Consider the following 21,020-nt stretch of genomic DNA (forward strand, 5'->3'; position numbering starts at 1 on the left):
CCCTGATCGCCATCGCCCGCAAGCTGCTCACCATCCTCAATGCCATCCTCCAAAGCTCAACACCCTGGAGAACCACAACCTCCGCGAAGGAGCAGACCGCTTGACACCCAAGACAGTCGCTTCTTTTTTCTGATCACCGGCCGTTCGGGGACCTGCGCTTCACGAGCACTGTCGCCAGGGCATCACGGCAGGGCGCAATCTTTATAACGGCGCGTGCTCAAAGGTCGCGCTGATGCTGGGCAGTGGCGCGTACTGTCACCACGTGGACATGGCAATCTGATAGAAAAAAGATGGGGTCCAGGGGAATTCATTCCCCTGGCCTTTGAAGGTCTTTCTCGCCTTTGTCAGAATAAGACCATGAAGATCTACCTAGCTGGCCCTGAAGTCTTTCTCCCCGATGCCCTGGAGATGGCCGCCCTGAAGAAGGCCATCTGCGCGCGGCATGGGGCGGTGGGCGTGTTCCCCTTGGATGCCATCGCCGATCCTGCGGCCGATGCGGCGCAGGAGCGTTTCTTCGAGATCTATCTCCGCAACGAGGCGCATATCCGCGCCTGCGACGCGCTGATCGCCAATCTCACCCCGTTCCGCGGGCCGTCCGCCGATGCCGGCACCGTCTATGAGCTGGGCTTCATGCGGGCGCTGGGGCGGCCGGTCGCGGGCTACACCAATGACGGGCGCGACTTTCTCACCCGCAGCCGGGCGGCGCTGGGCGATGCCGTGGCGCCGCGGCCGGAGGGCGGTTGGGTCGATGCCGAGGGCCTGCATCTCGAGGATTTCGGCCGCACCGACAACCTGATGATCGACGGCGGCATCGAGGCCGCGGGCGGGCTGCTGGCGGTGCGCGCGGTGCCGGAGGCCCATCGCTGGCGCGATCTTGCCGGCTTCGAGGCTTGCGTGGCCGCGCTGATGCGGGAGAGGCTGCAGGGCTGAGGCGCCCGTCCCGAGGCGTCCGAACGGGAGGGAGACGCCATGGCGCGCATCGCGATTCTGGGCTGCGGGGCGATGGGCTCGGTCTATGCCGGGCTTTTCGCCGCGGCCGGGCATGAGGTGCTGGCCTTCGACGCCTGGCCCGAGCATGTCACCGTCATGAACCGCGATGGCCTGCGGGTCGAGGGCGCCTCGGGCGACCGGGTGGTGCGGCTGCAGGCGGCGACCACCACCACCGGCGCGCAGCCGGTCGACCTGGTGGTGCTGGCGACCAAGGCGCGCGACGTCGCCGCCGCCGCGCGGTCGATCCCGCCGCTGCTCGGGCCGCAGAGCAGCGTGCTGACCATCCAGAACGGGCTGGGCAGCAGCGAGGCGCTGGCGGCCGCCCTGCCCGGCGCGCATGTGGTGGCGGGCATCGCCGGCGGCTTCGGCGCCTCGCTGAAGGGGCCGGGGCATGCGCATCACAACGGCATGGAGAAGGTGCGGATCGGCGAGCTCACGGGGCCTGCCACCGACCGGCTGCGCGCCATCGCGGCGCTGTGGCAGGGCGCCGGCTTCCGCGTCGCCGCCGAGGACGACATCGCCCGGCTGACCTGGGAGAAGCTGATCTGCAACGTCACCTATTCCGCGGTCTGCGCGCTGTCGGGCAAGACCATCGGCGGCGTCATGGCCGATCCCGACCTGTGGCCGGTGGCCCGCGCGGCGGGGGTCGAGGCCTGGACCGTGGCCAAGGCCCGCGGCATCCCGATCACGGTCGCAGACCCGGTCGAGCACATCACGACGTTTGGACAAGCCATCCCGGATGCGCGGCCCTCGCTGCTGCTGGACCACATGGCGCAGCGCAAGAGCGAGATCGACGCCATCAACGGCTCGATCCCGCGCGAGGCGGCAAAGGCCGGCATCGCCGCCCCGGTGAATGCGACGCTGGTCGGGCTGGTGCGGGCGCGCGAGGCCGGCTTCGCCTGATTTTTTCGTCATGCGCCATTTTGCGCGGCGCTGCCACGGGTCAGGGTCGCGCAGGGCGGCTATGGTCCGCCGCCTCCAGGCGCCCTGCCCCGGGCGCCGCATGACGAAAGGATCTGGGCCCGCGGCCCCGCCCCTGCCCGGGCGGCGCGGACCCGCCAGCCGCCGATGAGCTCCTCCACATCCTCGCCTTCCGCCTTCGCGCCGCTGCGCCACCCGGCCTTCCGGCTGCTCTGGCTGGCCAACCTGGCCAGCAACACCGGCATGTGGGTGCAGAACACCGGGGCGGGCTGGCTGATGACCAGCCTGGCGCCGTCGCCCATGATGGTCAGCCTGGTGCAGGCGGCCTCCATGCTGCCGGTCTTCCTGCTGGCGCTGCCCTCCGGGGCGCTGGCCGATATCGTCGACCGGCGCCGCTACCTGATCGTGGCGCAGGCCTGGATGTGCGCCATGGGGCTGCTGCTCTGCGGGCTGACGGCGGCGGATATGGTCGGGCCCTGGGGGCTGCTGGCGCTGACCTTCGCCATCGGCGCCGGGAGTGCCATGAACTTCCCCGCCTGGGCGGCGACGACGCCGGAGCTGGTGCCGCGATCCGACCTGACCCAGGCCATCGTGCTGAACGGCATCGGCTTCAACCTGTCGCGCGCCGTGGGGCCGGCGCTGGGCGGCTTCATCATCGGCCTGGCCGGCACCGAGGCCGCCTTCGCCTTCAACGCGCTGTGCTTCCTGATCCTGATCGTGGCGCTGCTGCTGTGGCGGCGCGAGGCCCCGCGCAACCGCCTGCCGAAGGAGCATTTCCTCTCCGCCATGCGGGCCGGGGTGCGCTTCGTCGGCGCCTCGCCGATCATGCGCATCATCATCCTGCGCGCCGTCATCTTCTTCTTCTTCGGCGCCGCCATGTGGGGGCTGCTGCCGCTGCTGGTGCGCGGCCGGCTGGGGCTGGGGCCGGAGGCCTTCGGGCTGATGCTGGCGGTGATGGGCGTGGGCGCGGTCGGCGCCGGGCTGCTGCTGCCGCGGGCGCGCAACCGGATGAGCCGCAGCGACCTCGTGGCCCTGGCCTCGCTGCTGGCCTCGGCAGCCCTGATCCTGCTGGGCGTCGCCGGGCATTGGGCGCCGGCGGCGGTGGGCATGCTGCTCTATGGCGCCGCCTGGATCGGGGCGGCCAGCACCATGCAGGCGGCCGCCCAGCTCGCGGCCCCCTCCTGGGTGCGGGCGCGGGCCATCGGCATCTACCAGCTTTCTTTCTTCGGCGCGCTCGCCTTCGGGTCGGCGCTCGCCGGCTGGGCCGGGACCGCGATCGGCGTGCAGCCGGCGCTGCTGGCCTTCGGCGCCGCCGGCGCGGTGGCCGCCGTGGTGATGCGGCGCTGGTCGCTCGACAGCCGCCCTGCCGCCGAGGCCGCCGCCTCGCTGCTGCCCGAGCCCGAGGCGCCGGCCGCCGAGTTGGCCCCGCTGCTGGCCCTCGACCGCGGCCGCGTGCTGGAGATGCTGCGCTACCGCATCGACCCCGGCGACCGCGCCGCCTTCCTGGCCGCCATGGCCGATCTGCGCCGGGTCCGGCTGCGCAGCGGCGCGCTCGTCTGGCGCCTCTACGAGGATATTGCCCATCCGGAGCTCTGGGTGGAGATGTGGGCGGTGGAAAGCTGGACCGGGCATCTGCGCGAGCTCGACCGGCTGCAGCCGGCCGATCATGCCGCCATCGCCCGCGCCGCAGCCCTGCACCGTGGCGCTGACGGCCATGCTGCAACCGGGCCCGAGGCCACGCGCTACATCAACCAATCCCCGTGACGCGCGCCACCCATGCGACGGCACGATGATGCGCGGGGCTGACAAGACGGCGCTGAAACCCCAGCCTTAGCGTCAGCGTTTCCGTGACCCGACCAGGAGGATGCTTCCCATGGCGCTTCGTCCCACCCGCAACGACCTCGGCGAGAATGCCAAGAAGGTTTCCGTCACCGTGCTGAACGGCACGCTGACCGACACCATCGACCTGACCAACAGCGTCCGCATGGCGCATTGGACGCTTCGCGGCCCGAGCTTCATCGGCCTGCACCTGATGCTGGAGGGCTTCTACAACGAGCTCTTCGCGGTCGCCGACGAGGTGGCCGAGCGCCTGGTGCAGATCGGCGGCACGCCGGACGGGACGACGCAGATCGTCGCCGAGAAGACCCGCCTGCCGGCCTATCCGCAGAAGACCACCGCCCAGCTGGAGCACGTCAAGGAGCTGGCCGACCGTTTCGCGGCGCTGGCCAAGAGCGTGCGCGAGGGCATCGACAGCACCGACGAGGCCGGCGACGCCGACACCGCCGACCTGCTGACCGGCCTGTCGCGCGATCTGGACAAGAAGCTGTGGATGCTCGAGGCGCATCTCGAGAAGTAATTTTCTTTCAGTCCGGCGCGGGCCTGCCACCCGCCTCGCCGAGACAGTTCCGACGCAGCAGGGCCGGGGATTCCCCGGCCCTTTTGCATGGCGCGGCGCCGCGGCGGCGCATCGCCAGGGTTGCGGCCACCCCCCTGCCCTGGCTAGGTTGCGGGGCGAGGGTGTGAACAAGACATGAACGATCTTTTCGGCGGCCGCGGTGCCAAGGCTCAGGCCGGGACCTCCTACTCGGCCAAGGATATCGAGGTGCTGGAAGGGCTGGAGCCCGTCCGCCGGCGCCCCGGCATGTATATCGGCGGCACCGACGAGAACGCCCTGCACCACCTGGCGGCGGAAGTGATCGACAATGCCATGGACGAGGCCGTGGCCGGCCATGCGGACCGCATCGAGGTCACGCTGGAGAAGGACAACTGGCTGACCGTCCGCGACAATGGCCGCGGCATCCCGACCGACCCGCACCCAAAATTCCCCAAGCTGTCGGCGCTGGAGGTGATCCTCACCACGCTGCATTCCGGCGGCAAGTTCTCCGGCAAGGCCTATGAGACCTCGGGCGGGTTGCACGGCGTCGGCAGCTCGGTGGTCAATGCCCTGGCCGAGCGGCTGGAGGTCGAGGTCGCCCGCGACCGCACCCTGTTCACCCAGGCCTATTCCCGCGGCAAGCCGCTGGCCAAGCTGAAGAATGCCGGGCCGGTGCAGAACCGCCGCGGCACCACCATCCGCTTCAAGCCCGACCCCGAGATCTTCGCGGCGCTGCAATTCTCCGCCGCCCGGCTGTTCCGGCTGTGCCGGTCCAAGGCCTATCTGTTCCGCGGCGTCGAGATCCGCTGGTCCTGCGACCCGGCGCTGGTCAAGGACGACACCCCGTCCCAGGCGACGCTGCATTTCCCGGGCGGCCTGTCCGACTTCCTGGCCGCCGCCGTGCAGGGCGCCAACCTGGTCATCCCGAACGCCTGGGCCGGCGAGACCAGCTTCCCGCAGGGCGCCGGCCGCGCCGAATGGGCGATCAGCTGGATCGAGCGCGGCGAAGGCTTCCTGCACACCTACGCCAACACCATCCCGACGCCGCTGGGCGGCACGCATGAGGCCGGCCTGCGCGCGGCCCTGGTGAAAGGCCTGCGCGCCTATGGCGAGCTGAAGAAAGAAAAACGCGCCGCCAATATCACCGCCGAGGATGTGCTGGGCGGGCTGGCCGGCATGCTGTCGGTCTTCGTGCGCGAGCCGCAGTTCCAGGGCCAGACCAAGGACAAGCTGACCAGCCCCGAGGCCGCGCGCCTCGTCGAGCAGGGCCTGCGCGACCATTTCGACCATTGGCTGGCCGGCGACCCGGCCACCGCCGACAACCTGATGACCTATGTCATCGAGCGGGCGGAGGAGCGCATCCGCCGGCGCGAGCTGAAGGACACGCCGCGCAAGTCGGCGACCCGCCGGCTGCGCCTGCCCGGCAAGCTGGCCGATTGCTCGCGCGACAGCGCCGAGGGCACCGAGCTTTTCCTGGTCGAGGGCGATTCGGCCGGCGGCTCCGCCAAGCAGGCCCGCGACCGCGAGACCCAGGCGGTGCTGCCGCTGCGGGGCAAGATCCTGAACGTCGCCTCGGCCAGCGCCGACAAGCTGCGGCAGAACCAGGAATTGAAGGACCTGATCGAGGCTCTCGGCTGCGGCGCGGGGGAAAAATTCGACATGGCCCGGCTGCGCTATGCCCGCGTCGTCATCATGACGGACGCCGATGTCGACGGCGCCCATATCGCCGCCCTGCTGATGACCTTCTTCTACAAGGAGCTGCCGGAGCTGGTGCGGCAGGGCCGCGTCTACCTGGCGCAGCCGCCGCTGTACCGGCTGGCGACGGCGGGCAAGACGCTCTACGCGATGGACGACCCCGAGCGCGAGAAGCTGTTGAAGAAGGCCTTCAAGCCGAACCAGAAGGTCGAGGTCAGCCGCTTCAAGGGCCTGGGCGAGATGCCGCCGGCGTCGCTGAAGGAGACCACCATGGACCCGCGCAAGCGCACCCTGCTGCGCGTCGTCCTGCCGCCGGAGGAGCGGGCCGCCACCTCCGAGCTGATCGAGGCGCTGATGGGCCGCAAGCCCGAGCTGCGCTTCCGCTTCATCCAGGAGAATGCGGCGCGGCTGGATATGGAAGCCGTCGACGCCTGATCGCGGCGGGGGGCCTTACCGCCCCCGCTGCACCATCGGCCAGGGGCTGAGCGGCAGCCGCGGCTGCTCCAGGCTTTCCTGGCCGAAGACATCCCGCCCCGTCGCTTCCGCCAGGCCGACCAGCAGCCGGCGCCCGGCCAGCCCCTGCCCCGCCGCGCCATCCAGCTGCAGGAAGCCATCCGGCTCCAGCCATTGGCCGATGGCGCCCAGCATCAGCCGGTGCGCGGCCAGGGCCGGCCCGTCCAGCAGCACGCTGCCCAGCCGCAGCCAGCCCGGATCGGTCGGCCCGCACAGGGTGATGGAGGCCAGCGGCGCCAGCCCGGCGGCCACCTCGGCCAGCTCCGCCAGCCCGTCCTGCGCCTGGTCCAGCACCAGCACCATGGTGGCGGGGCCGGCGCCGATCAGGCGCTCCGCCCAGCCCGGCGCCCGCGGGTCCAGGACCAGCAGCCTGGAAGCATGGCTCGCCTTGGCGTCACGGTCCTTCGAATGCGCGGCATTCTGCAGCATGGCTGGTCCCCTTCTGGTCCGCCCCCGCATCCTGCACCGCAAGATGCGAAGAAAAGGTTGCCGCTGAATCGCTTTCCGCCCTGCGGCAGGCAGATTACTCTGCCGCCAAAGGGACGCCGCCAGGTCTGAACAGAGAGGTTCTCCATGCATCGCCGCCTGATTCTCGGCGCCGCCGCCGGCGCGCTCGCCATGCCGCATCTTGCCCGCGCCCAGTCCCTGCCGAAGGTCACCATCGGCATGTCCGGCTGGACCGGCTTCGCCCCCCTGACGCTGGCCGAGCAGGCCGGCCTGTTCAAGGCCGCCGGCGTCGAGGTCGAGACCAAGTTCGTCCCCCAGCGCGAGCGCAACCTGGCGCTGGCCGCCGGCGCGCTGAACTGCGTCGTCACCACCGTCGACACCATGATCCTTTGGGGCAGCACCATGCCGCTGGTGCAGGTGCTGGTGCTCGACCGCTCCCGCGGCGGCGACGGCGTGGCGGTGCGCCCGGCCATCGGCGGCTGGGCCGATATCAAGGGCAAGACCATCGCCGTCGACGGCCCGGGCACCACGCCCTATTTCGTGCTCGCCTACATGCTTCGCGAGAACGGCCTGTCGATCAAGGACGTGCAGACCGCGACCCTGGCGCCGCAGCCCGCCGCCCAGGCCTTCGTCGCCGGCCAGTTCGACGGCTGCTCGACCTATGAGCCCTACCTGTCCCAGGTGCGCGCCATGGGCGCCGACAAGGGCCGCATCCTCGCCACCACCTCCGACCACGCCTGCGTCGTCGACACCCTGGCCTTCACCCCCGACTTCATCGCCAAGAACCCCGAGGCGGTGAAGGCGGTGGTCAAGGGCTGGTACGACGCCCTGGCCATGATCCAGCGCGAGCCGGAAAAATCCTTCGAGATCATGGGCAAGCGCGTCAACCAGACCGGCGAGGCCTTCAAGGCCTCGGCCAGCTTCATCGAATGGCTCGATGCGGCGAAGAACGGCAGCTACGTCGCCGACGGGCTGCCGGCCTTCATGACCAAGGCGCTGGAAGTGCAGAAGGAAGCAGGGGTGGTCAGAGCGGCACCGGATCTCGGCAAGCTGCTGAATACCCAATTTATCTAAGCAAGGCTGGGGGGAAGTATCCCCCCAGGCCCCCTTCTATTTCTGTCAGTAAGAGCGCGGCGGACACCCTTGGAACCACTCAAGCCTGTATCGACACCCGCGCGCATCGCGCTGGGCATCAGCTTCTTCATCCTCTTCGTCGGCGCCTGGGCGCTCGCCACCGAAACCGGCTTCGTCCAGCCGCTGTTCCTCGCCTCGCCGCAGAAAGCGCTGCAGGCCGGCATCAGCCTCTTCGCCGAATACAACTTCGCCGGCGATGTCGGCATGACCGTCTGGCGCGTGCTCGGCGGCTTCATCCTGGCCAGCCTGGTCGCGGTGCCGCTCGGGCTGATGATGGGCGCCTATAAAGGTGTCGAAGCCTTCTTCGAGCCCTTCATCTCCTTCGCCCGCTACCTGCCGGCCTCGGCCTTCATCCCGCTGCTGATCCTCTGGGCCGGCGTCGGCGAGGCGCAGAAGCTGTCGCTGATCTTCCTCGGCAGCGTCTTCCAGATCGTCATCATGGTCGCCGTCATCGCCGGCGCCACGCGGCGCGACCTGGTCGAGGCCGCCTATACCCTCGGCGCCCGCCAGGGCGGCATCCTGAAGCGCGTCATCATCCCCGCCGCAGCGCCGCAGGTGATGGAGGCGCTGCGCCTGGTGCTCGGCTGGGCCTGGACCTACGTGATCGTCGCCGAGCTCATCGGCGCGCAAAGCGGCATCGGCCACATGATCATGGACAGCCAGCGGCTGCTCGACACCGGGCAGATGATCTTCGGCATCGTCGTCATCGGGCTGATCGGCCTGGTCACCGACTTCCTGTTCAAGGCGATGAACCGCCGCCTGTTCCGCTGGGCGGTGCTGTGATGGGGGGCCTGTCGATCCGCGGCCTGACCCGCAGCTTCCCCGGCCAGGGCGCCGCCGGCCCCACCCTCGCTTTGCAGCCGACCGACCTGGATGTGTCGCCGGGGGAATTCGTCTCGATCCTCGGCCCCTCGGGCTGCGGCAAGTCGACCCTGCTGCGCATCGTGGCCGGCCTCGACCGCGGCACCGCCGGCACGGTGCGCCTGGCCGGCCGCCAGGTGACCGGGCCCGGGCCGGAACGCGGCATGGTGTTCCAGTCCTACACCCTGTTCCCCTGGCTGACCGTCGAGCAGAATATTCTCTTCGGCTTGCGCGAGCGCCGCGTTCCCGCGGACGAGGCCCGCGCCATCGCCGCGAAATACATCGCCCGCACCGGCCTGAAAGGCTTCGAGAACCACTGGCCGCGGCAGTTGTCGGGCGGGATGCAGCAGCGTACCGCCCTGGCGCGCGCCTTGGCGAACGACCCGGCGATCCTGCTGCTGGATGAACCTTTCGGTGCGCTGGACCACCAGACGCGGGAGCTGATGCAGGAGCTGCTGCTGGAGGTCTGGGGTGCCGACACGCCGGAGACGCGCAAGACCGTGCTGTTCGTCACCCATGACATCGACGAGGCCATTTTCCTGGCCAACCGCGTGCTGGTGATGTCGGCGCGCCCTGGCCGGGTGAAGGCCGAGGTGGGAGTGCCCCTGCCCTACCCCCGCGATTGGACGGTGAAGACCACGCCAGCTTTCGGCGAGTTGAAAGCTTTCCTGATGGCCGAAATCCGCGAGGAAGTCCGCAAGTCAGCCTTGGCTTAAGGAATAGAAAAAAGAAGGGGTCCAGGGGAATTCATTCCCCTGGCCTTACTTTTTCTTCCTCTTTGCTTCCTCGCCCGTCCTGTGTCCTTCGGCTTGCATCGCCGTGATCCTGGCTGGCAGATTGCTGACGATGGCCGGCCTATAGCCCGGAACATGTTTCCAGGCTTTGCGTTCGGCCTTGGTCATGCCGCAGCCGAAGCACCAGCCGGTTTCGTCCTCGAAGTCGCAGACCTTGATGCAGGGGCGTTCGCTCATTGTGCTGCATGTGGTCGGCCCCGGCGACAATGCCAGCCCGGCCCGCTCCAATCTTCGTGCGCGAATTTCTCGCGCCGCTTGGTTATGCTGAAGATGCGTGGCCAAGCCATGCCAGGATTAACTGCGGAGAATCCCCATCCATGCCGGTTGCCGCCATCCCCGCCACGGAAGCCGCACGGCTGTCGGAGCTTCGGTCCTACGAGGTGCTGGACCAGGCCTGCGACCTCAGCTTCGACAATATTGCCAGCCTGGCGGCGCAGCTGACCGGCTGCTCGGCCGCCGTGGTCAATCTGATCGACGCCGATCGCCAGGTTTCGATGGCCGCGCATGGCCTGCCGGTGGGCGAGCTGCCGCGCGGCCTGTCCTTCTGTTCGCATACCATCCTGACGCCCGACCAGATGACCGTGGTGCCGGATGCGCGGCAGGATGACCGCTTTTCCGACAATCCGCTGGTCAAGGGCCCGCCGGGCGTCGCCTTCTATGCCGGTGTGCCGCTGGTGAACCCGCAGGGGGCGGCGCTGGGGGCGCTCTGCGTCGTCGACTATGCGCCGCGCGACATCAGCGAATCACAGCAATCGGTGCTGAAGCAGCTGGCGCAGACGGTGATGACCACGCTGGAGCTGCGGCGGGCGATGAACCGCATCCGCACCCTGTCGCTGACCGACGGGCTGACCGGCCTGGCCAACCGCGCCGCCCTGCTGGACGGGCTGGACCGCGCCATCGCGGCGCAGCGCCGTGGCGGCACGCCTTTCGCGCTGGTCTATCTGGATCTCGACGGCTTCAAGAAGGTCAATGACCTGGAGGGCCATGCCGCCGGCGACGACGTGCTGCGCGGCGTCGCCGCCGTCATGGCGGCGCGGCAGCGGGTGGGCGACGTGGCGGCGCGGCTGGGCGGCGACGAATTCGCCATGCTGCTGGCCGGCGCCACGCCGGAGGCCAGCCTGGCCCTGGCCACCGACCTGGCCGCCGCCATTTCCGGCAGCGCTTCCGCCCAGCCGCGCGGGGTCACCGCCTCGGTCGGCGTGGTCAGCTTCGTCACGCCGCCATCGGGCCTGGACCATGCCCTGGCCGCGGCGGATGAGCTGATGTACGAGGCCAAGCTCGCCGGCAAGAACCGCATCGCCCATCGCGAGCATGCGGTGACCACGGTGGCGGCGATCCCCTCCTTCTCCTGAACGGGGGCTCCCGACGGGGCCAGGCACTGGACGGGACGCCGCATCGCCGGCAAGTGTGCCGGCCATGCAGATCCCCTTGGCAATTTCGCCTCTGATTCCCCGGGCGGCGCTGGTCACCGGCGGCGCCCGGCGGCTGGGCCGGGCCACGGCGCTGGCGCTCGCCGGGGCCGGCTTCGACATCGCCCTGCATTACCGCGACAGCGCCACCGAGGCCGAGGCCACGGCCGCCGAGATCCGCGCCCTCGGCCGCCGCGCCGTGACGCTGCGCGCGGCGCTCGAGCAGGAGGCGGAGGTGGCCGGGCTGCTGCCGGCGGCCACCGCCGCGCTGGGGCCGCTCGGCGTGCTGGTGAACAACGCCTCGACCTTCGAGCGCGACGAATGGGACACGGCCACCCGCGACGGCTGGGACCACCACCTGGAGCCCAATCTGCGCGCCCCCTTCCTGCTGTCGCAGGGCTTCGCCGCGCAGCTGCCGGCGGCGGCGGAGGGCGCCATCGTCAACATGCTGGACCAGCGGGTCTGGTCGCTGACGCCGCATTTCGTCACCTACACCGTCTCCAAGGCCGGGCTCTGGGCGCTGACGCAGAGCCTGGCGCTGGCCCTCGCGCCGAAGCGGATCCGGGTGAACGGCATCGGCCCCGGCCCGGCGATCCCGAGCCCGCGGCAGACGGAGGAACAATTCGCGCTGCAGGCGGCCAGCACGCCGCTCGGCCGCGGCACCAGCGCCGGGGAGGTGGCGGGCGCCATCCTGGCCATCCTGGCGCTGCCGGCGATGACCGGGCAGATGATCGCCCTCGATGGCGGGCAGCACTTGCAATGGTCGCCCCTTCGCGGGCAGACGCTGCCCGAATGAGCGAGTTCCCATGAGCCTGTCCCCCGATGCCGCGCGTGGCCTGCGGCGCGTCTTCGTCCGCCGCCTGGCGGTGGCCGCCCATCTCGGCATCTATCCGCATGAGGAGGCGGCGCCGCAGCGCGTGCTGATCGACCTGGAGCTGCTGGCGCGTGACGAGGCCGTGGCCACCGGCATCGGCCCCGACCGGCTGGAGCGGGTGGTCGATTACGAGGCGGCGGTGAACCTGGCACGCCGCATCGCCCTCGAAGGCCATGTGCTGCTGGCCGAGACCCTGGCCGAGCGCATCGCCTGCGCCCTGCTGGAGAGCGATTCCCGCGTGGTCGTGGTGCAGGTGACGGTGGAGAAGCCGGACATCATCGCCGATGTGGCCGGCGTCGGCGTCACGGTGGAACGGCGCCGCGGCTGACGCAGCGCAGCGCGGGGCGGCGGGGCTGCCCCGCCGTCTCCAGACTTGGCTGTAGAGCTCTGCGAGATTTCGGTTTTCCCAGGGGGTTGTCCACATCCTTCTCCACGATTTCTGTGGAGAACTCACGCGGATGCGAGGTCTGGGGAAAATCGCCGCGCCGGCGGCCACGCTGCCCAAGGCCGCGGCAGAATGGCCCCGTCCAAGCTTTTACGGCATTGAACCGACCGCCGGAGGGCACCCGGCCGGGGCCGGGCCGGGGTCTGGCCGGCCCGCCGCGGCGCCGCGATTCGGCGCGCTGGCGCCGGCTGCAGCGGGGCAAATGCTTGGAAGGCACGGATTCATCCACCGGGCGCGGCCCCTGCCGACGGCGCCGTGACGGTCAATGGCATTGTTGCTCTTGACGGAGCGTAAAGCTGATTTTTTCTGTCATATCGTTTGTTTTCAGTATCTTGGGTTTTTGCTCAAAGCTTGGGCAACCTCGTGTTACCCGCGGATGACAGCCACTTGGCAGGGTTAACCCCCTGGACGTCCACAGACTTATCCACAGCTTCGGTGGACAAATGCCATCGCCCCTTGAGCGGCGCGGCCCGGCATGGTTCACCCTGGCCATGCAGAATGCCGGAACCCCACCGGACCCCGCCGACACCGAGGACCCCGCCGAGGACGCCCTGCCCCCCCAGGGCGGCGCCGAGGCGGCTGGCACGGTGATGGAGGGCGTCGCCGTGATCGAGGCGGCGCTGCTGACCATGCCCTTCGCCCCCGGCGTCTACCGCATGCTGGATGCCAAGGGCGACGCCCTCTATGTCGGCAAGGCGCGCAGCCTGAAGAAGCGGGTGGTCTCCTACACCCAGATCCCGCGCCTGCCGGAGCGGCTGCGCCGCATGGTCCACCTGACCCGGCGGATGGAGATCATCACCACCGGCAGCGAGGCCGAGGCCCTGCTGCTGGAGGCCAATCTGATCAAGCGGCTGCGGCCGCGCTTCAACATCGTCCTGCGCGACGACAAGTCCTATCCCTGGCTGGTGATCACCGAGGACCACGACTATCCGCAGATCGCCAAGCATCGCGGCGAGAAGCGGAAGGGCGCCAGCTACTGGGGGCCCTTCGCCAGCGCCTGGGCGGTCGACCAGACCCTGACCGCGCTGCAGAAGGTCTTTCTGCTGCGATCCTGCCGCGACACGGTGTTCGACAGCCGCGACCGGCCCTGCCTGCTGCACCAGATCAAGCGCTGCTCGGCCCCCTGCGTCGAGCGGATCAGCCGCCCCGACTATGCCGGGCTGGTGCGCGACGCCACGAAGTTCCTGTCGGGCGAGACGCCCAGCATCCAGAAGGCGCTGGCGGCGGAGATGGAGCAGGCGGCGGAAGGGCTGGAATTCGAGCGCGCCGCCTCGCTGCGCGACCGCATCCGCGGCCTGACCTATGTGCAGGGGCAGAACAGCATCAACCTGGACGGCGTCGGCGATGCCGATATCGTCGCCCTGCACCAGATCGCCGGCCAGTCCTGCGTCCAGGTCTTCTTCTTCCGGGGCGGGCGGAACAACGGCAACCGCTCCTTCTTCCCGTCGCATCTGAAGGACGACACGGCGCCGGAGGAGGTGCTGTCGGCCTTCCTGACCCAGCTCTATGACGACCTGCCGCCGCCGCCGCTGGTGCTGCTGTCGCACGCGCTGCCCGATGCCGCCCTGATCGCCGAGGCGCTGACCCTGAAGGCCGGCCGCAAGGTCGAGCTGGCGACGCCCCAGCGCGGCGAGAAGCGCGCCGCCATCGAGCATGCCGCCACCAATGCCCGCGAGGCGCTGGAGCGCCGCCTGGCCGAAGGCACCGCCCAGGTGGCGCTGCTGGACGGGGTGACCCGGCTGTTCGACCTGGCCGAGCCGCCGCGCCGCATCGAGGTCTATGACAACAGCCATATCCAGGGCAGCCATGCCTATGGCGTGATGATCGTCGCCGGCCCGGAAGGCTTCATGAAGAACGCCTATCGGAAATACGCCATCCAGGGCACCGCGGTGATCCAGGTGCCGCCCGCCCTGGCGGCCGAGGTGCCCGGGGCAATGCCGGGAGCGGCGCCGACATCGCGCCGGGCCGGCGGCGGGTCGCGCGCGGCCAGCGGCGGCGGCGACGATTTCGCCATGATGAAGGAAGTTTTCGAGCGCCGCTTCGGCCGGGCCCTGAAGGAAGACCCCGAGCGCGCCGGCGAGGGCTGGCCCGACCTGGTGCTGATCGATGGCGGCGCCGGCCAGCTGTCGGCGGCGCGGGAGGTGATGGCGGAGCTCGGCCTCGGCGACCTCAACCTGGTGGCCGTCGCCAAGGGACCGGACCGCGATGCCGGCCGCGAATGGTTCCACCGCGCCGAGCACGAGCCCTTCCAGCTGCCGCCGCGCGACCCGGTGCTGTACTATCTGCAGCGGCTGCGCGACGAGGCGCATCGCTTCGCCATCACCACCCACCGCGCCGGGCGGTCGAAGGCGATCACGCGCAGCGAGCTGGACGAGATCCCCGGCGTCGGCAGCGCCATCAAGCGGCGGCTGCTGAACCATTTCGGCTCGGCGCGCGGGGTGCGGCAGGCGGGTGCCGAGGACCTGCGCAACTGTCCGGGGATCGGTCCTTCGATGGCGGCGCGCATCCATGAGCATTTCCACCCTGGCGCAACCGGGACTAATTTGGGAAAGCCTGCCGGGCGCACAGCGGGAAGAGACTGAATTGCCGACCGACCTGCCCAATCTGCTGACGCTTTCCCGAATCGCCGCGGTGCCGGTGCTGGTGCTGCTGGCCGCGTTCCAGACCGCCTGGGGCGATGTCGCCGCCTGCGCGCTGTTCTCGGCCGCGGCGATCACCGATTATTTCGACGGCAAGATCGCCCGCGAGCGGCAGCTGATCTCGGATTTCGGGCGGATGCTGGACCCGATCGCCGACAAGCTGCTGGTGGCCGCGGCGCTGATGCTGCTGGCCGGGCTGTCGCGGCTGTCGCTGGCAGGCCTGCTGCCGGCGATCGTCATCATGCTGCGGGAGATCCTGGTCTCCGGCCTGCGCGAATATCTGGCCGGGCTGAAGGTCGGGCTGCCGGTGACGAACCTCGCCAAGTGGAAGACGGGGGTGCAGATGACCGCGCTCGGCGTGCTGCTGGCGGGCGACAGCGGGGCCGCGGTGCTGCATCTGGGCTTCCTGCCGATCGGCTGGATCGGCGAGGCGCTGCTGTGGCTGGCCGCCGTGCTGACGCTGTTCACCGGCTGGGACTATGTCCGCGCCGGGCTGCGCCATGCCGAGGCCCGCGACCTGGAGCGCGAGGCCGCGGCGAAGCCGTCCTCGCATCCCTGAGGGCGCGCCCTTGAGGCGGGGCGGCTTCGGCCGCATCTTGTACGAGACGGCGCGCTGGGCGTGCCCATGGATCATGGAGAGGCGGATGAGCGCTTTCACGCAAACCGGCCAGGCATCGGCGCTGCTGCTGCTGCTCGGCCTTGGCGCCTGCACCGCCGCCAGCTTCACCGGCCCGCGCGAGCCGGTGCCGACCGACAGCCTGACCGCCCAGCGCATCCTGGGCACGCCGGCCGAGGTGCCGCCGCTGCTGCCGGCCCCTGGCAATGTCTGGCCGACCGAGGAGCAGCCGCGCGCGACGCTGGGCAGCCCGGAGATCGTGCCGCGCGCCGGCGACCCGGTGCCGCCGCTGGCCCGCCGCGGCAGCTCGACCCCGCCCGACCTGCTGGCGCCGGGCACCGATGTCTCGCCGGCGGTGCGCCCCTATCCGACGGCGCCCATGGCCCCGGTCGCGCCGCTGGCGCCGCGGCGCGAGGGCCAGGTGATCCCGACGCCGCAGGGCCCGGCGGTGACCACCGGCGGCGGCGCCGGCTACAGCACCTACAACACGCCGGGCGGCGCCTCGGGCATCGCGGTGCCGCAGGGGGCGACGACGACGCTGCTGGGCCAGGACGGCACGGTGCGGCAGGTGCCGACGCCGCGCTGAACGCCGCAGCATGCAGATCCTGTATTTCGCCTGGGTGCGGCAGAAGGTCGGGCTGGGCCAGGAAGCCCTGGACCTGCCCGCGGATGTCGCCGACGTGGCCGGGCTGATCCGGTTCCTCTCGGCGCGCAGCCCGGGCCATGCCGCGGCCTTCGCCCAGGCGAAGCAGATCCGCGCCGCGGTGAACCAGGAATTCTGCGCCCCCGACCATCCGGTGCGGAACGGCGACGAGGTGGCCTTCTTCCCGCCCGTCACCGGCGGCTGAGGCCATGGCCCGGATCCTGGTCCAGGAAGCCTGCTTCGACGTCGCGGCAGAACAGGCGCTGCTGGCCGAGGGCCGCGTCGATGTTGGCGGCATCGCCGCCTTCACCGGGCTGTGCCGCGCCGATGACGGGATCAGCGCGCTGGTGCTGGAGCATTATCCCGGCATGACCGAGCGGGCATTGGAAAAAATCGTCGCCGAGGCTGAGGCGCGCTGGCCGCTGACCGGCTGCACCGTGATCCACCGGGTGGGCCGCATCCTGCCGGGCGAGCCGATCGTGCTGGTGCTGGCCGCCAGCCGCCACCGCAGCGCGGCGCTGGAGGCCTGCGCCTTCCTGATCGACTGGCTGAAGACCGGCGCCCCCTTTTGGAAGCGCGAGGAATTTTCGGACGGCCGCGAGCGCTGGGTCGAGGCGCGCGCCAGCGACGATGCCGCCACCGCCCGCTGGGCGGGCTGATGCGGGGCATGCCCGCCATCCTGGCCGGCGCGCTGCTGCTGCTGTGGCCAGCGCTGCTGAACGGCTATCCGATCCTGTTCAGCGATACCGGCGCCTTCCTGGCGCAGACCACGGTGCCGCTGATGATCTGGGACAAGCCCTGGATCTATGGGCCGTTCCTGCACCTGTTCCACTGGCAGCAGACGCTGTGGCTGCCCGCCATCGCCCAGGTGCTGGTCGTGTCGCATCTGCTGTGGCTGGCGCAGCGCGAGGTGCGCGGGGCGGCGACCTGGCCCGGGCACCTGCTGCTGACCGCGGGGCTGGCGGCGCTGACCGCCCTGCCCTGGGTCGCCAGCCTGCTGATGCCCGACTTCTTTTCCGGGCTGCTGCCGCTCGGGTTCTTCCTGCTGGCCTATGGGGCGCTGTCCCGTGGCGAATTCGTATACGTCATCGCGCTGATGGCGCTGGGGATCTCGGCGCATCTGTCGAATATCCCGACGGCGCTGGCGCTGGTGGTGATGGTGGGGCTGCTGCGGCTGTCCTGGCGGCCGATCGCGCGGGCGGCGGCGCCGCTGCTGATCGCGCTGGGGCTGCTGGTGGGGACCAACTGGGTCGGGCACGGGCAGGCCTCGCTGTCGCCTTATGGGAGCACCTTTCTTCTGGCGCGGCTGATCGGGGATGGGGCGGCGGCGCGGACCATCGCGGCGCGCTGCCCTGAGTCGGGGTGGTATCTGTGCAGCTGGGCGGGGCGGCTGCCGGAAGACAGCGACGTCTTCCTGTGGGAGCGCGACAGCCCGGTGAACCGCGACGCCTCGGGCAACGACATCTTCCTGGGCGGGGTGCGGCTGGCGCCGGAGGCGCGGGTGATCATCGCGGAGACCCTGGCCCGGGAGCCTTTCGCCGTGGCCTGGGCGGCGGCGGGGAATGCGCTGCGCCAGGTCTTCCTCGTGGGGATCGGCGACACGCTGAGCCGGCAGGCGCTGGGGGATTCGGTGCGCCCCCGGCTGGTGGAGTTCTTCCCGTCGGCCGAGGTGGCGCGGCATGACGGGTCGCTGCAGTTTGCCGACCGGCTGCCGGGGGTGGCGGCGGCGTTCCTGTGGCCGCAGCCGGTGGTGCTGGTGCTGGGGTTTGTCGGGCTGCTCTGGGCGCTGTGGCGGCCTGGGGGGCGGGTGCGGCTGGGCTTCGTGCTGCTGGTGCTGGTCGGCGTGTTGGGCAATGCCGTGGCGACGGGCGCGCTGTCGAAGCCGCATCACCGGTATCAGGCGCGGGTGGCCTGGCTGCTGCCGTTCGGGGCGGCGCTGTTGTTGTTGCCTGGCGTCCCGCCTGTCCGCCCTGGGCGGCAGCACGGATAGAAAGAAGATGGGGGTCCGGGGGAATTCATTCCCCCGGCCTGTTACTGCGTAAAGGTCGCCGCCAGCCCTTCGCGCAGTGGCCGCGGATGGACGTTCAGTTCTCGTTGCATCGGCCCGATATCGAAGGCCTTGTCCTCGGTCAGCCGGCGGATTTCGTCCGCGCCGATCTTCGGCATGCCCGGCAGGCGGGCGGCGATCGGGGCCAGCAGGCGCAGCGGCGCCATGGGCACGGGCAGGATCGGGGGCGCGCGCAGGCCGGCGGCGCGGGCGACCTCGGCCAGGAAATCGCGATAGGCCAAGGCGGTGGGACCGGCGACGACCAGGGCCTGGGGGCTGGGCCAGTCGCGGTCGAGGGCGGCCATCAGGCTGGCGGTGACGTCTTCCTGGTGGATCGGCTGGACCAAAGCGCGGCCGCCGCCCGGCAGGGGGGCGATGGGCAGGCGCTTGAGGAGCGCCGCCAGGCGCTGGACGTTGTTCTCGCCCTGGGCGCCGTAAATCATCGTCGGGTGCAGCATGACGCCGGGATGGCGGCCGGCCAGGAGCGCGGCCTCGCCCAGGCGGACGCCGTCGCCATGGGCGTCGGGCCAGCGCGAGAAGCGGCGGGTGGAGCCCATCAGCACCAGGGTGGCGCCTTCGGGGGCCGCGGCCAGGATGGCGGGCGTCCAGCGGGCATGGGCGCAGCTGGCGATGCGGGCGGCGCCCTCGAGGGCGGCCGCCAGCGCCGGCGCGTCCTCGAGCGTCGCGATGCGCGGCTCGCCGGGCAGGCCGAGGGCCGCCCAGCGGGCGCGGTCGCGCACCACCGGGCGATAGCGGATGCCGCGCTGGGCCAGCGCCCGGCACAGCGCCGCGCCAGAGCGGCCGGCGGCGCCGATGACGGCGATCAGGCCGTCCGCCATGTCAGGCGCCCAAGCTGGCGCGCAGCCGGGCCTCGGCGCGGGGGCGGCCGATGACGGGCAGGAAGGTCTTCAGCTCGGGGCCGTGCTCCTCGCCGGTCAAAGCTTTGCGCAGCGGCAGGAACAGCGCCTTGCCCTTGCGGCCGGTGGCGGCGCCGATGGCCCGCGTCCAGGCGCTCCAGGTCTCCGGGGTCCAGGGCTCGGCCGGGATCTCTGCCAGCGCAGCCTGCAGGAGCTCGGCCTCGTCCGGCTGGGCGGGGACCTCGATCTGACCCTGGGCGACCTCCCACCAGTCGCGCGCTTCGGCCAGCAGGTCCAGATTGCCGCGGATGGCGTCCCAGAAGGCCTGGTCAGCGCCTTCCGGCAGGCGGTCGCGCACCGTCTCGAAGTCGAGGCCGTGCAGGTAGCGGCGGTTCAGGGCGAGCAGCTGGGCCGGGTCGAAGCGGGCGGTGCTCTTGGAGATGCGGCCGAGGTCGAAGTCGCGCACCAGCTCGGCGGCAGGCGCCGCCACCGGGTCGGCGGAGGAGCCGAGGGCGGCCAGGTAGCCGACGAGCGCCGCGGGCTCGATGCCGTCGCGGCGCAGCTGGCGCAGGCCCATGGAGTTCAGGCGCTTCGACAGCGGCCCGCCATCGGCGTCGGTCAGCAGCGGCAGATGGGCGAAGTGCTTGACGCAGACGCGGCCCGAGAGCGCCTCCATGATGTCGATCTGCACGCCGGTGTTGGTGACGTGGTCCTCGCCGCGGATGATGTGGCTGACGCCCGTCTCCAGGTCGTCCACCACCGAGGTGAAGGTGTAGAGGAAGGACCCGTCGGCGCGGATCAGCACCGGGTCGGAGATCGGCGGCAGCTTGACCTGGCGGCGGCCGAGCACGCCGTCCTGCCATTCGACGGTGCGGGTCGCCAGCTTGAAGCGCCAGTGGGGCTTCTTGCCGTTGGCGAGGGCCCGCTCCAGCTGCTCGGCGGTCATCTTCAGGGCGGCGCGGTCATAGACCGGCGGGCGGCCCTGCTTCTGCCGCTGCTCGCGCTTGAAGCGGAGCTCTTCCTCCGTCTCCAGGCACGGATAGAGATGGCCGCTCTTCTTCAGCTTCTCCGCGGCGAGCTCATAGCGCTCCAGCCGGTCGGACTGGCGGAAGCTTTCGTCCCAGTCGAGGCCGAGCCAGCGCAGGTCCTCCTCGATGCCGGCGGCGAATTCGGGCTTGCTGCGCTCGGTGTCGGTGTCGTCGAAGCGCAGCACGAAGCGGCCGCCCTGGCGGCGGGCCACCAGCCAGTTGGCCACGGCGACGCGGGCATTGCCGACATGCAGGTAGCCGGTGGGGCTCGGGGCGAAACGCAGCTTCATGCCTCGTCCTCCGCCTCGTCCTCGCCCGGGGCGTCATCCTCGTGGCGGCGCGGGTCGAGGACGCGCCAGTTGCGCTCCTCCGGGTCGGTGCAGCGCTTCTCGGCGAATTCGCGGATCTCGGCGCCGCTGCTCCAGCCCTGGCCCTCGCCATTGACCACCTCGGCATCCTCGCCGAAGGCGAACCAGGCGGCCAGCACCTCGTCCGGCGTCAGCTTCGGCGCGCGGCAGCGCTCCAGGCTGTCGCGCACATAGCGGCGGGCGAAGGCATTGGCCTGCAGCAGTGAGGGGAAGCCGCGCACGGTCTCGACCGGCTCGGCGCCATTGCCGCCGGAGAGGTCGCGGATATTCACGCTGAAGCCGCCGGGCGGCGCGAAGAGGGTGGTGTCGAAATCGCCGCTCATGCTTCGGGTCTCGCCTGGGGGGAAAAAGGGGGGAGGGAACTG

At 70.7% G+C, this 21,020-nt stretch carries 22 protein-coding genes; 17 read left to right on the top strand and 5 right to left on the bottom strand.

All coding sequences use genetic code 11. The features are described 5' to 3' along the window. Positions 1-357 precede the first annotated feature (357 nt). From GVN67_RS20830 to parE, 5 genes are all read left to right on the top strand, one after another. The gene (locus GVN67_RS20830; protein WP_159999254.1) at positions 358-930 is read left to right on the top strand and encodes a nucleoside 2-deoxyribosyltransferase; all 573 of its coding nucleotides are present in this window, start codon (positions 358-360) and stop codon (positions 928-930) included. A gap of 39 nt (positions 931-969) precedes the next feature. After that, positions 970-1,893 carry a ketopantoate reductase family protein gene (locus GVN67_RS20835; protein WP_159999255.1) on the top strand — a complete coding sequence of 308 codons (924 nt, stop codon included), beginning with the start codon at positions 970-972 and terminating at the stop codon, positions 1,891-1,893. A gap of 165 nt (positions 1,894-2,058) precedes the next feature. Then, the gene (locus tag GVN67_RS20840; protein WP_159999256.1) at positions 2,059-3,675 is read left to right on the top strand and encodes an MFS transporter; all 1,617 of its coding nucleotides are present in this window, start codon (positions 2,059-2,061) and stop codon (positions 3,673-3,675) included. Positions 3,676-3,784: 109 nt separating this feature from the next. Continuing rightward, positions 3,785-4,267: a DNA starvation/stationary phase protection protein Dps gene (gene dps / locus GVN67_RS20845; RefSeq protein ID WP_159999257.1), complete on the top strand. Its 483-nt coding sequence runs from the start codon at positions 3,785-3,787 to the stop codon at positions 4,265-4,267. Between the two features lie 174 nt (positions 4,268-4,441). Continuing rightward, on the top strand, positions 4,442-6,415 hold the full coding sequence (parE, locus tag GVN67_RS20850; protein WP_159999258.1) for a DNA topoisomerase IV subunit B: 1,974 nt from the start codon (positions 4,442-4,444) through the stop codon (positions 6,413-6,415). Positions 6,416-6,430: 15 nt separating this feature from the next. On the opposite strand, the gene GVN67_RS20855 is transcribed toward parE, so the two are convergent. After that, entirely contained in the window at positions 6,431-6,922 is a 492-nt protein-coding gene (locus GVN67_RS20855) for a DUF4347 domain-containing protein (protein ID WP_159999259.1), read from the bottom strand. A gap of 144 nt (positions 6,923-7,066) precedes the next feature. On the opposite strand from GVN67_RS20855, the gene GVN67_RS20860 reads away from it, so the two are divergent. The 3 genes from GVN67_RS20860 (at position 7,067) to GVN67_RS20870 (ending at position 9,651) form a co-directional block, all read left to right on the top strand. After that, positions 7,067-8,014, top strand: a complete 948-nt coding sequence (locus tag GVN67_RS20860) for an ABC transporter substrate-binding protein (protein ID WP_159999260.1) — start codon at positions 7,067-7,069, stop codon at positions 8,012-8,014. Between the two features lie 69 nt (positions 8,015-8,083). Continuing rightward, positions 8,084-8,857, top strand: a complete 774-nt coding sequence (locus tag GVN67_RS20865; RefSeq protein WP_159999261.1) for an ABC transporter permease — start codon at positions 8,084-8,086, stop codon at positions 8,855-8,857. Next, positions 8,857-9,651: an ABC transporter ATP-binding protein gene (locus GVN67_RS20870; protein ID WP_159999262.1), complete on the top strand. Its 795-nt coding sequence runs from the start codon at positions 8,857-8,859 to the stop codon at positions 9,649-9,651. Before GVN67_RS20865 ends, GVN67_RS20870 begins: the two co-directional genes overlap by 1 nt. Positions 9,652-9,696: 45 nt before the next feature. On the opposite strand, the gene GVN67_RS20875 is transcribed toward GVN67_RS20870, so the two are convergent. Continuing rightward, the gene (locus GVN67_RS20875; protein WP_159999263.1) at positions 9,697-9,906 is read right to left on the bottom strand and encodes a DUF1289 domain-containing protein; all 210 of its coding nucleotides are present in this window, start codon (positions 9,904-9,906) and stop codon (positions 9,697-9,699) included. A gap of 140 nt (positions 9,907-10,046) precedes the next feature. On the opposite strand from GVN67_RS20875, the gene GVN67_RS20880 reads away from it, so the two are divergent. The 9 genes from GVN67_RS20880 to GVN67_RS20920 all read left to right on the top strand — a co-directional run bounded on the left by GVN67_RS20880 (position 10,047) and on the right by GVN67_RS20920 (position 18,345). Continuing rightward, positions 10,047-11,081, top strand: coding sequence for a sensor domain-containing diguanylate cyclase (locus tag GVN67_RS20880; RefSeq protein ID WP_159999264.1), 1,035 nt, complete (start codon positions 10,047-10,049; stop codon positions 11,079-11,081). Positions 11,082-11,145: 64 nt separating this feature from the next. After that, on the top strand, positions 11,146-11,934 hold the full coding sequence (locus tag GVN67_RS20885) for an SDR family oxidoreductase (RefSeq protein WP_159999265.1): 789 nt from the start codon (positions 11,146-11,148) through the stop codon (positions 11,932-11,934). Positions 11,935-11,944: 10 nt separating this feature from the next. Next, positions 11,945-12,340, top strand: coding sequence for a dihydroneopterin aldolase (locus GVN67_RS20890; RefSeq protein ID WP_159999266.1), 396 nt, complete (start codon positions 11,945-11,947; stop codon positions 12,338-12,340). 707 nt (positions 12,341-13,047) lie between these two features. After that, complete coding sequence (gene uvrC, locus GVN67_RS20895; protein WP_235035401.1) at positions 13,048-15,039, top strand: excinuclease ABC subunit UvrC; 1,992 nt, start codon at positions 13,048-13,050, stop codon at positions 15,037-15,039. 1 nt (position 15,040) lies between these two features. Then, on the top strand, positions 15,041-15,655 hold the full coding sequence (pgsA, locus tag GVN67_RS20900) for a CDP-diacylglycerol--glycerol-3-phosphate 3-phosphatidyltransferase (RefSeq protein WP_159999267.1): 615 nt from the start codon (positions 15,041-15,043) through the stop codon (positions 15,653-15,655). A gap of 85 nt (positions 15,656-15,740) precedes the next feature. Then, on the top strand, positions 15,741-16,298 hold the full coding sequence (locus GVN67_RS20905; protein WP_159999268.1) for a hypothetical protein: 558 nt from the start codon (positions 15,741-15,743) through the stop codon (positions 16,296-16,298). A gap of 10 nt (positions 16,299-16,308) precedes the next feature. Next, a complete protein-coding gene (gene moaD, locus GVN67_RS20910; protein ID WP_159999269.1) occupies positions 16,309-16,560 on the top strand; it encodes a molybdopterin converting factor subunit 1 in 252 nt (83 codons plus the stop codon). 4 nt (positions 16,561-16,564) lie between these two features. Then, positions 16,565-17,014 carry a molybdenum cofactor biosynthesis protein MoaE gene (locus tag GVN67_RS20915; protein WP_159999270.1) on the top strand — a complete coding sequence of 150 codons (450 nt, stop codon included), beginning with the start codon at positions 16,565-16,567 and terminating at the stop codon, positions 17,012-17,014. Between the two features lie 8 nt (positions 17,015-17,022). Then, positions 17,023-18,345 (top strand): hypothetical protein, encoded by a 1,323-nt coding sequence (locus GVN67_RS20920; RefSeq protein ID WP_235035400.1) that lies wholly within the window; start codon positions 17,023-17,025, stop codon positions 18,343-18,345. Between the two features lie 41 nt (positions 18,346-18,386). On the opposite strand, the gene GVN67_RS20925 is transcribed toward GVN67_RS20920, so the two are convergent. From GVN67_RS20925 to GVN67_RS20935, 3 genes are read right to left on the bottom strand one after another with little or no spacing between them, the layout of a single operon-like run. After that, positions 18,387-19,241 carry an SDR family oxidoreductase gene (locus tag GVN67_RS20925; RefSeq protein ID WP_159999271.1) on the bottom strand — a complete coding sequence of 285 codons (855 nt, stop codon included), beginning with the start codon at positions 19,239-19,241 and terminating at the stop codon, positions 18,387-18,389. 1 nt (position 19,242) lies between these two features. Continuing rightward, on the bottom strand, positions 19,243-20,577 hold the full coding sequence (gene gltX, locus GVN67_RS20930; RefSeq protein WP_159999272.1) for a glutamate--tRNA ligase: 1,335 nt from the start codon (positions 20,575-20,577) through the stop codon (positions 19,243-19,245). Then, complete coding sequence (locus GVN67_RS20935) at positions 20,574-20,978, bottom strand: hypothetical protein (protein WP_159999273.1); 405 nt, start codon at positions 20,976-20,978, stop codon at positions 20,574-20,576. Before GVN67_RS20935 ends, gltX begins: the two co-directional genes overlap by 4 nt. Between the last annotated feature and the right edge of the window lie 42 nt (positions 20,979-21,020).

The sequence above is a fragment of the Roseomonas sp. 18066 genome, from assembly GCF_902706185.1.
GTDB lineage: Bacteria > Pseudomonadota > Alphaproteobacteria > Acetobacterales > Acetobacteraceae > Pseudoroseomonas.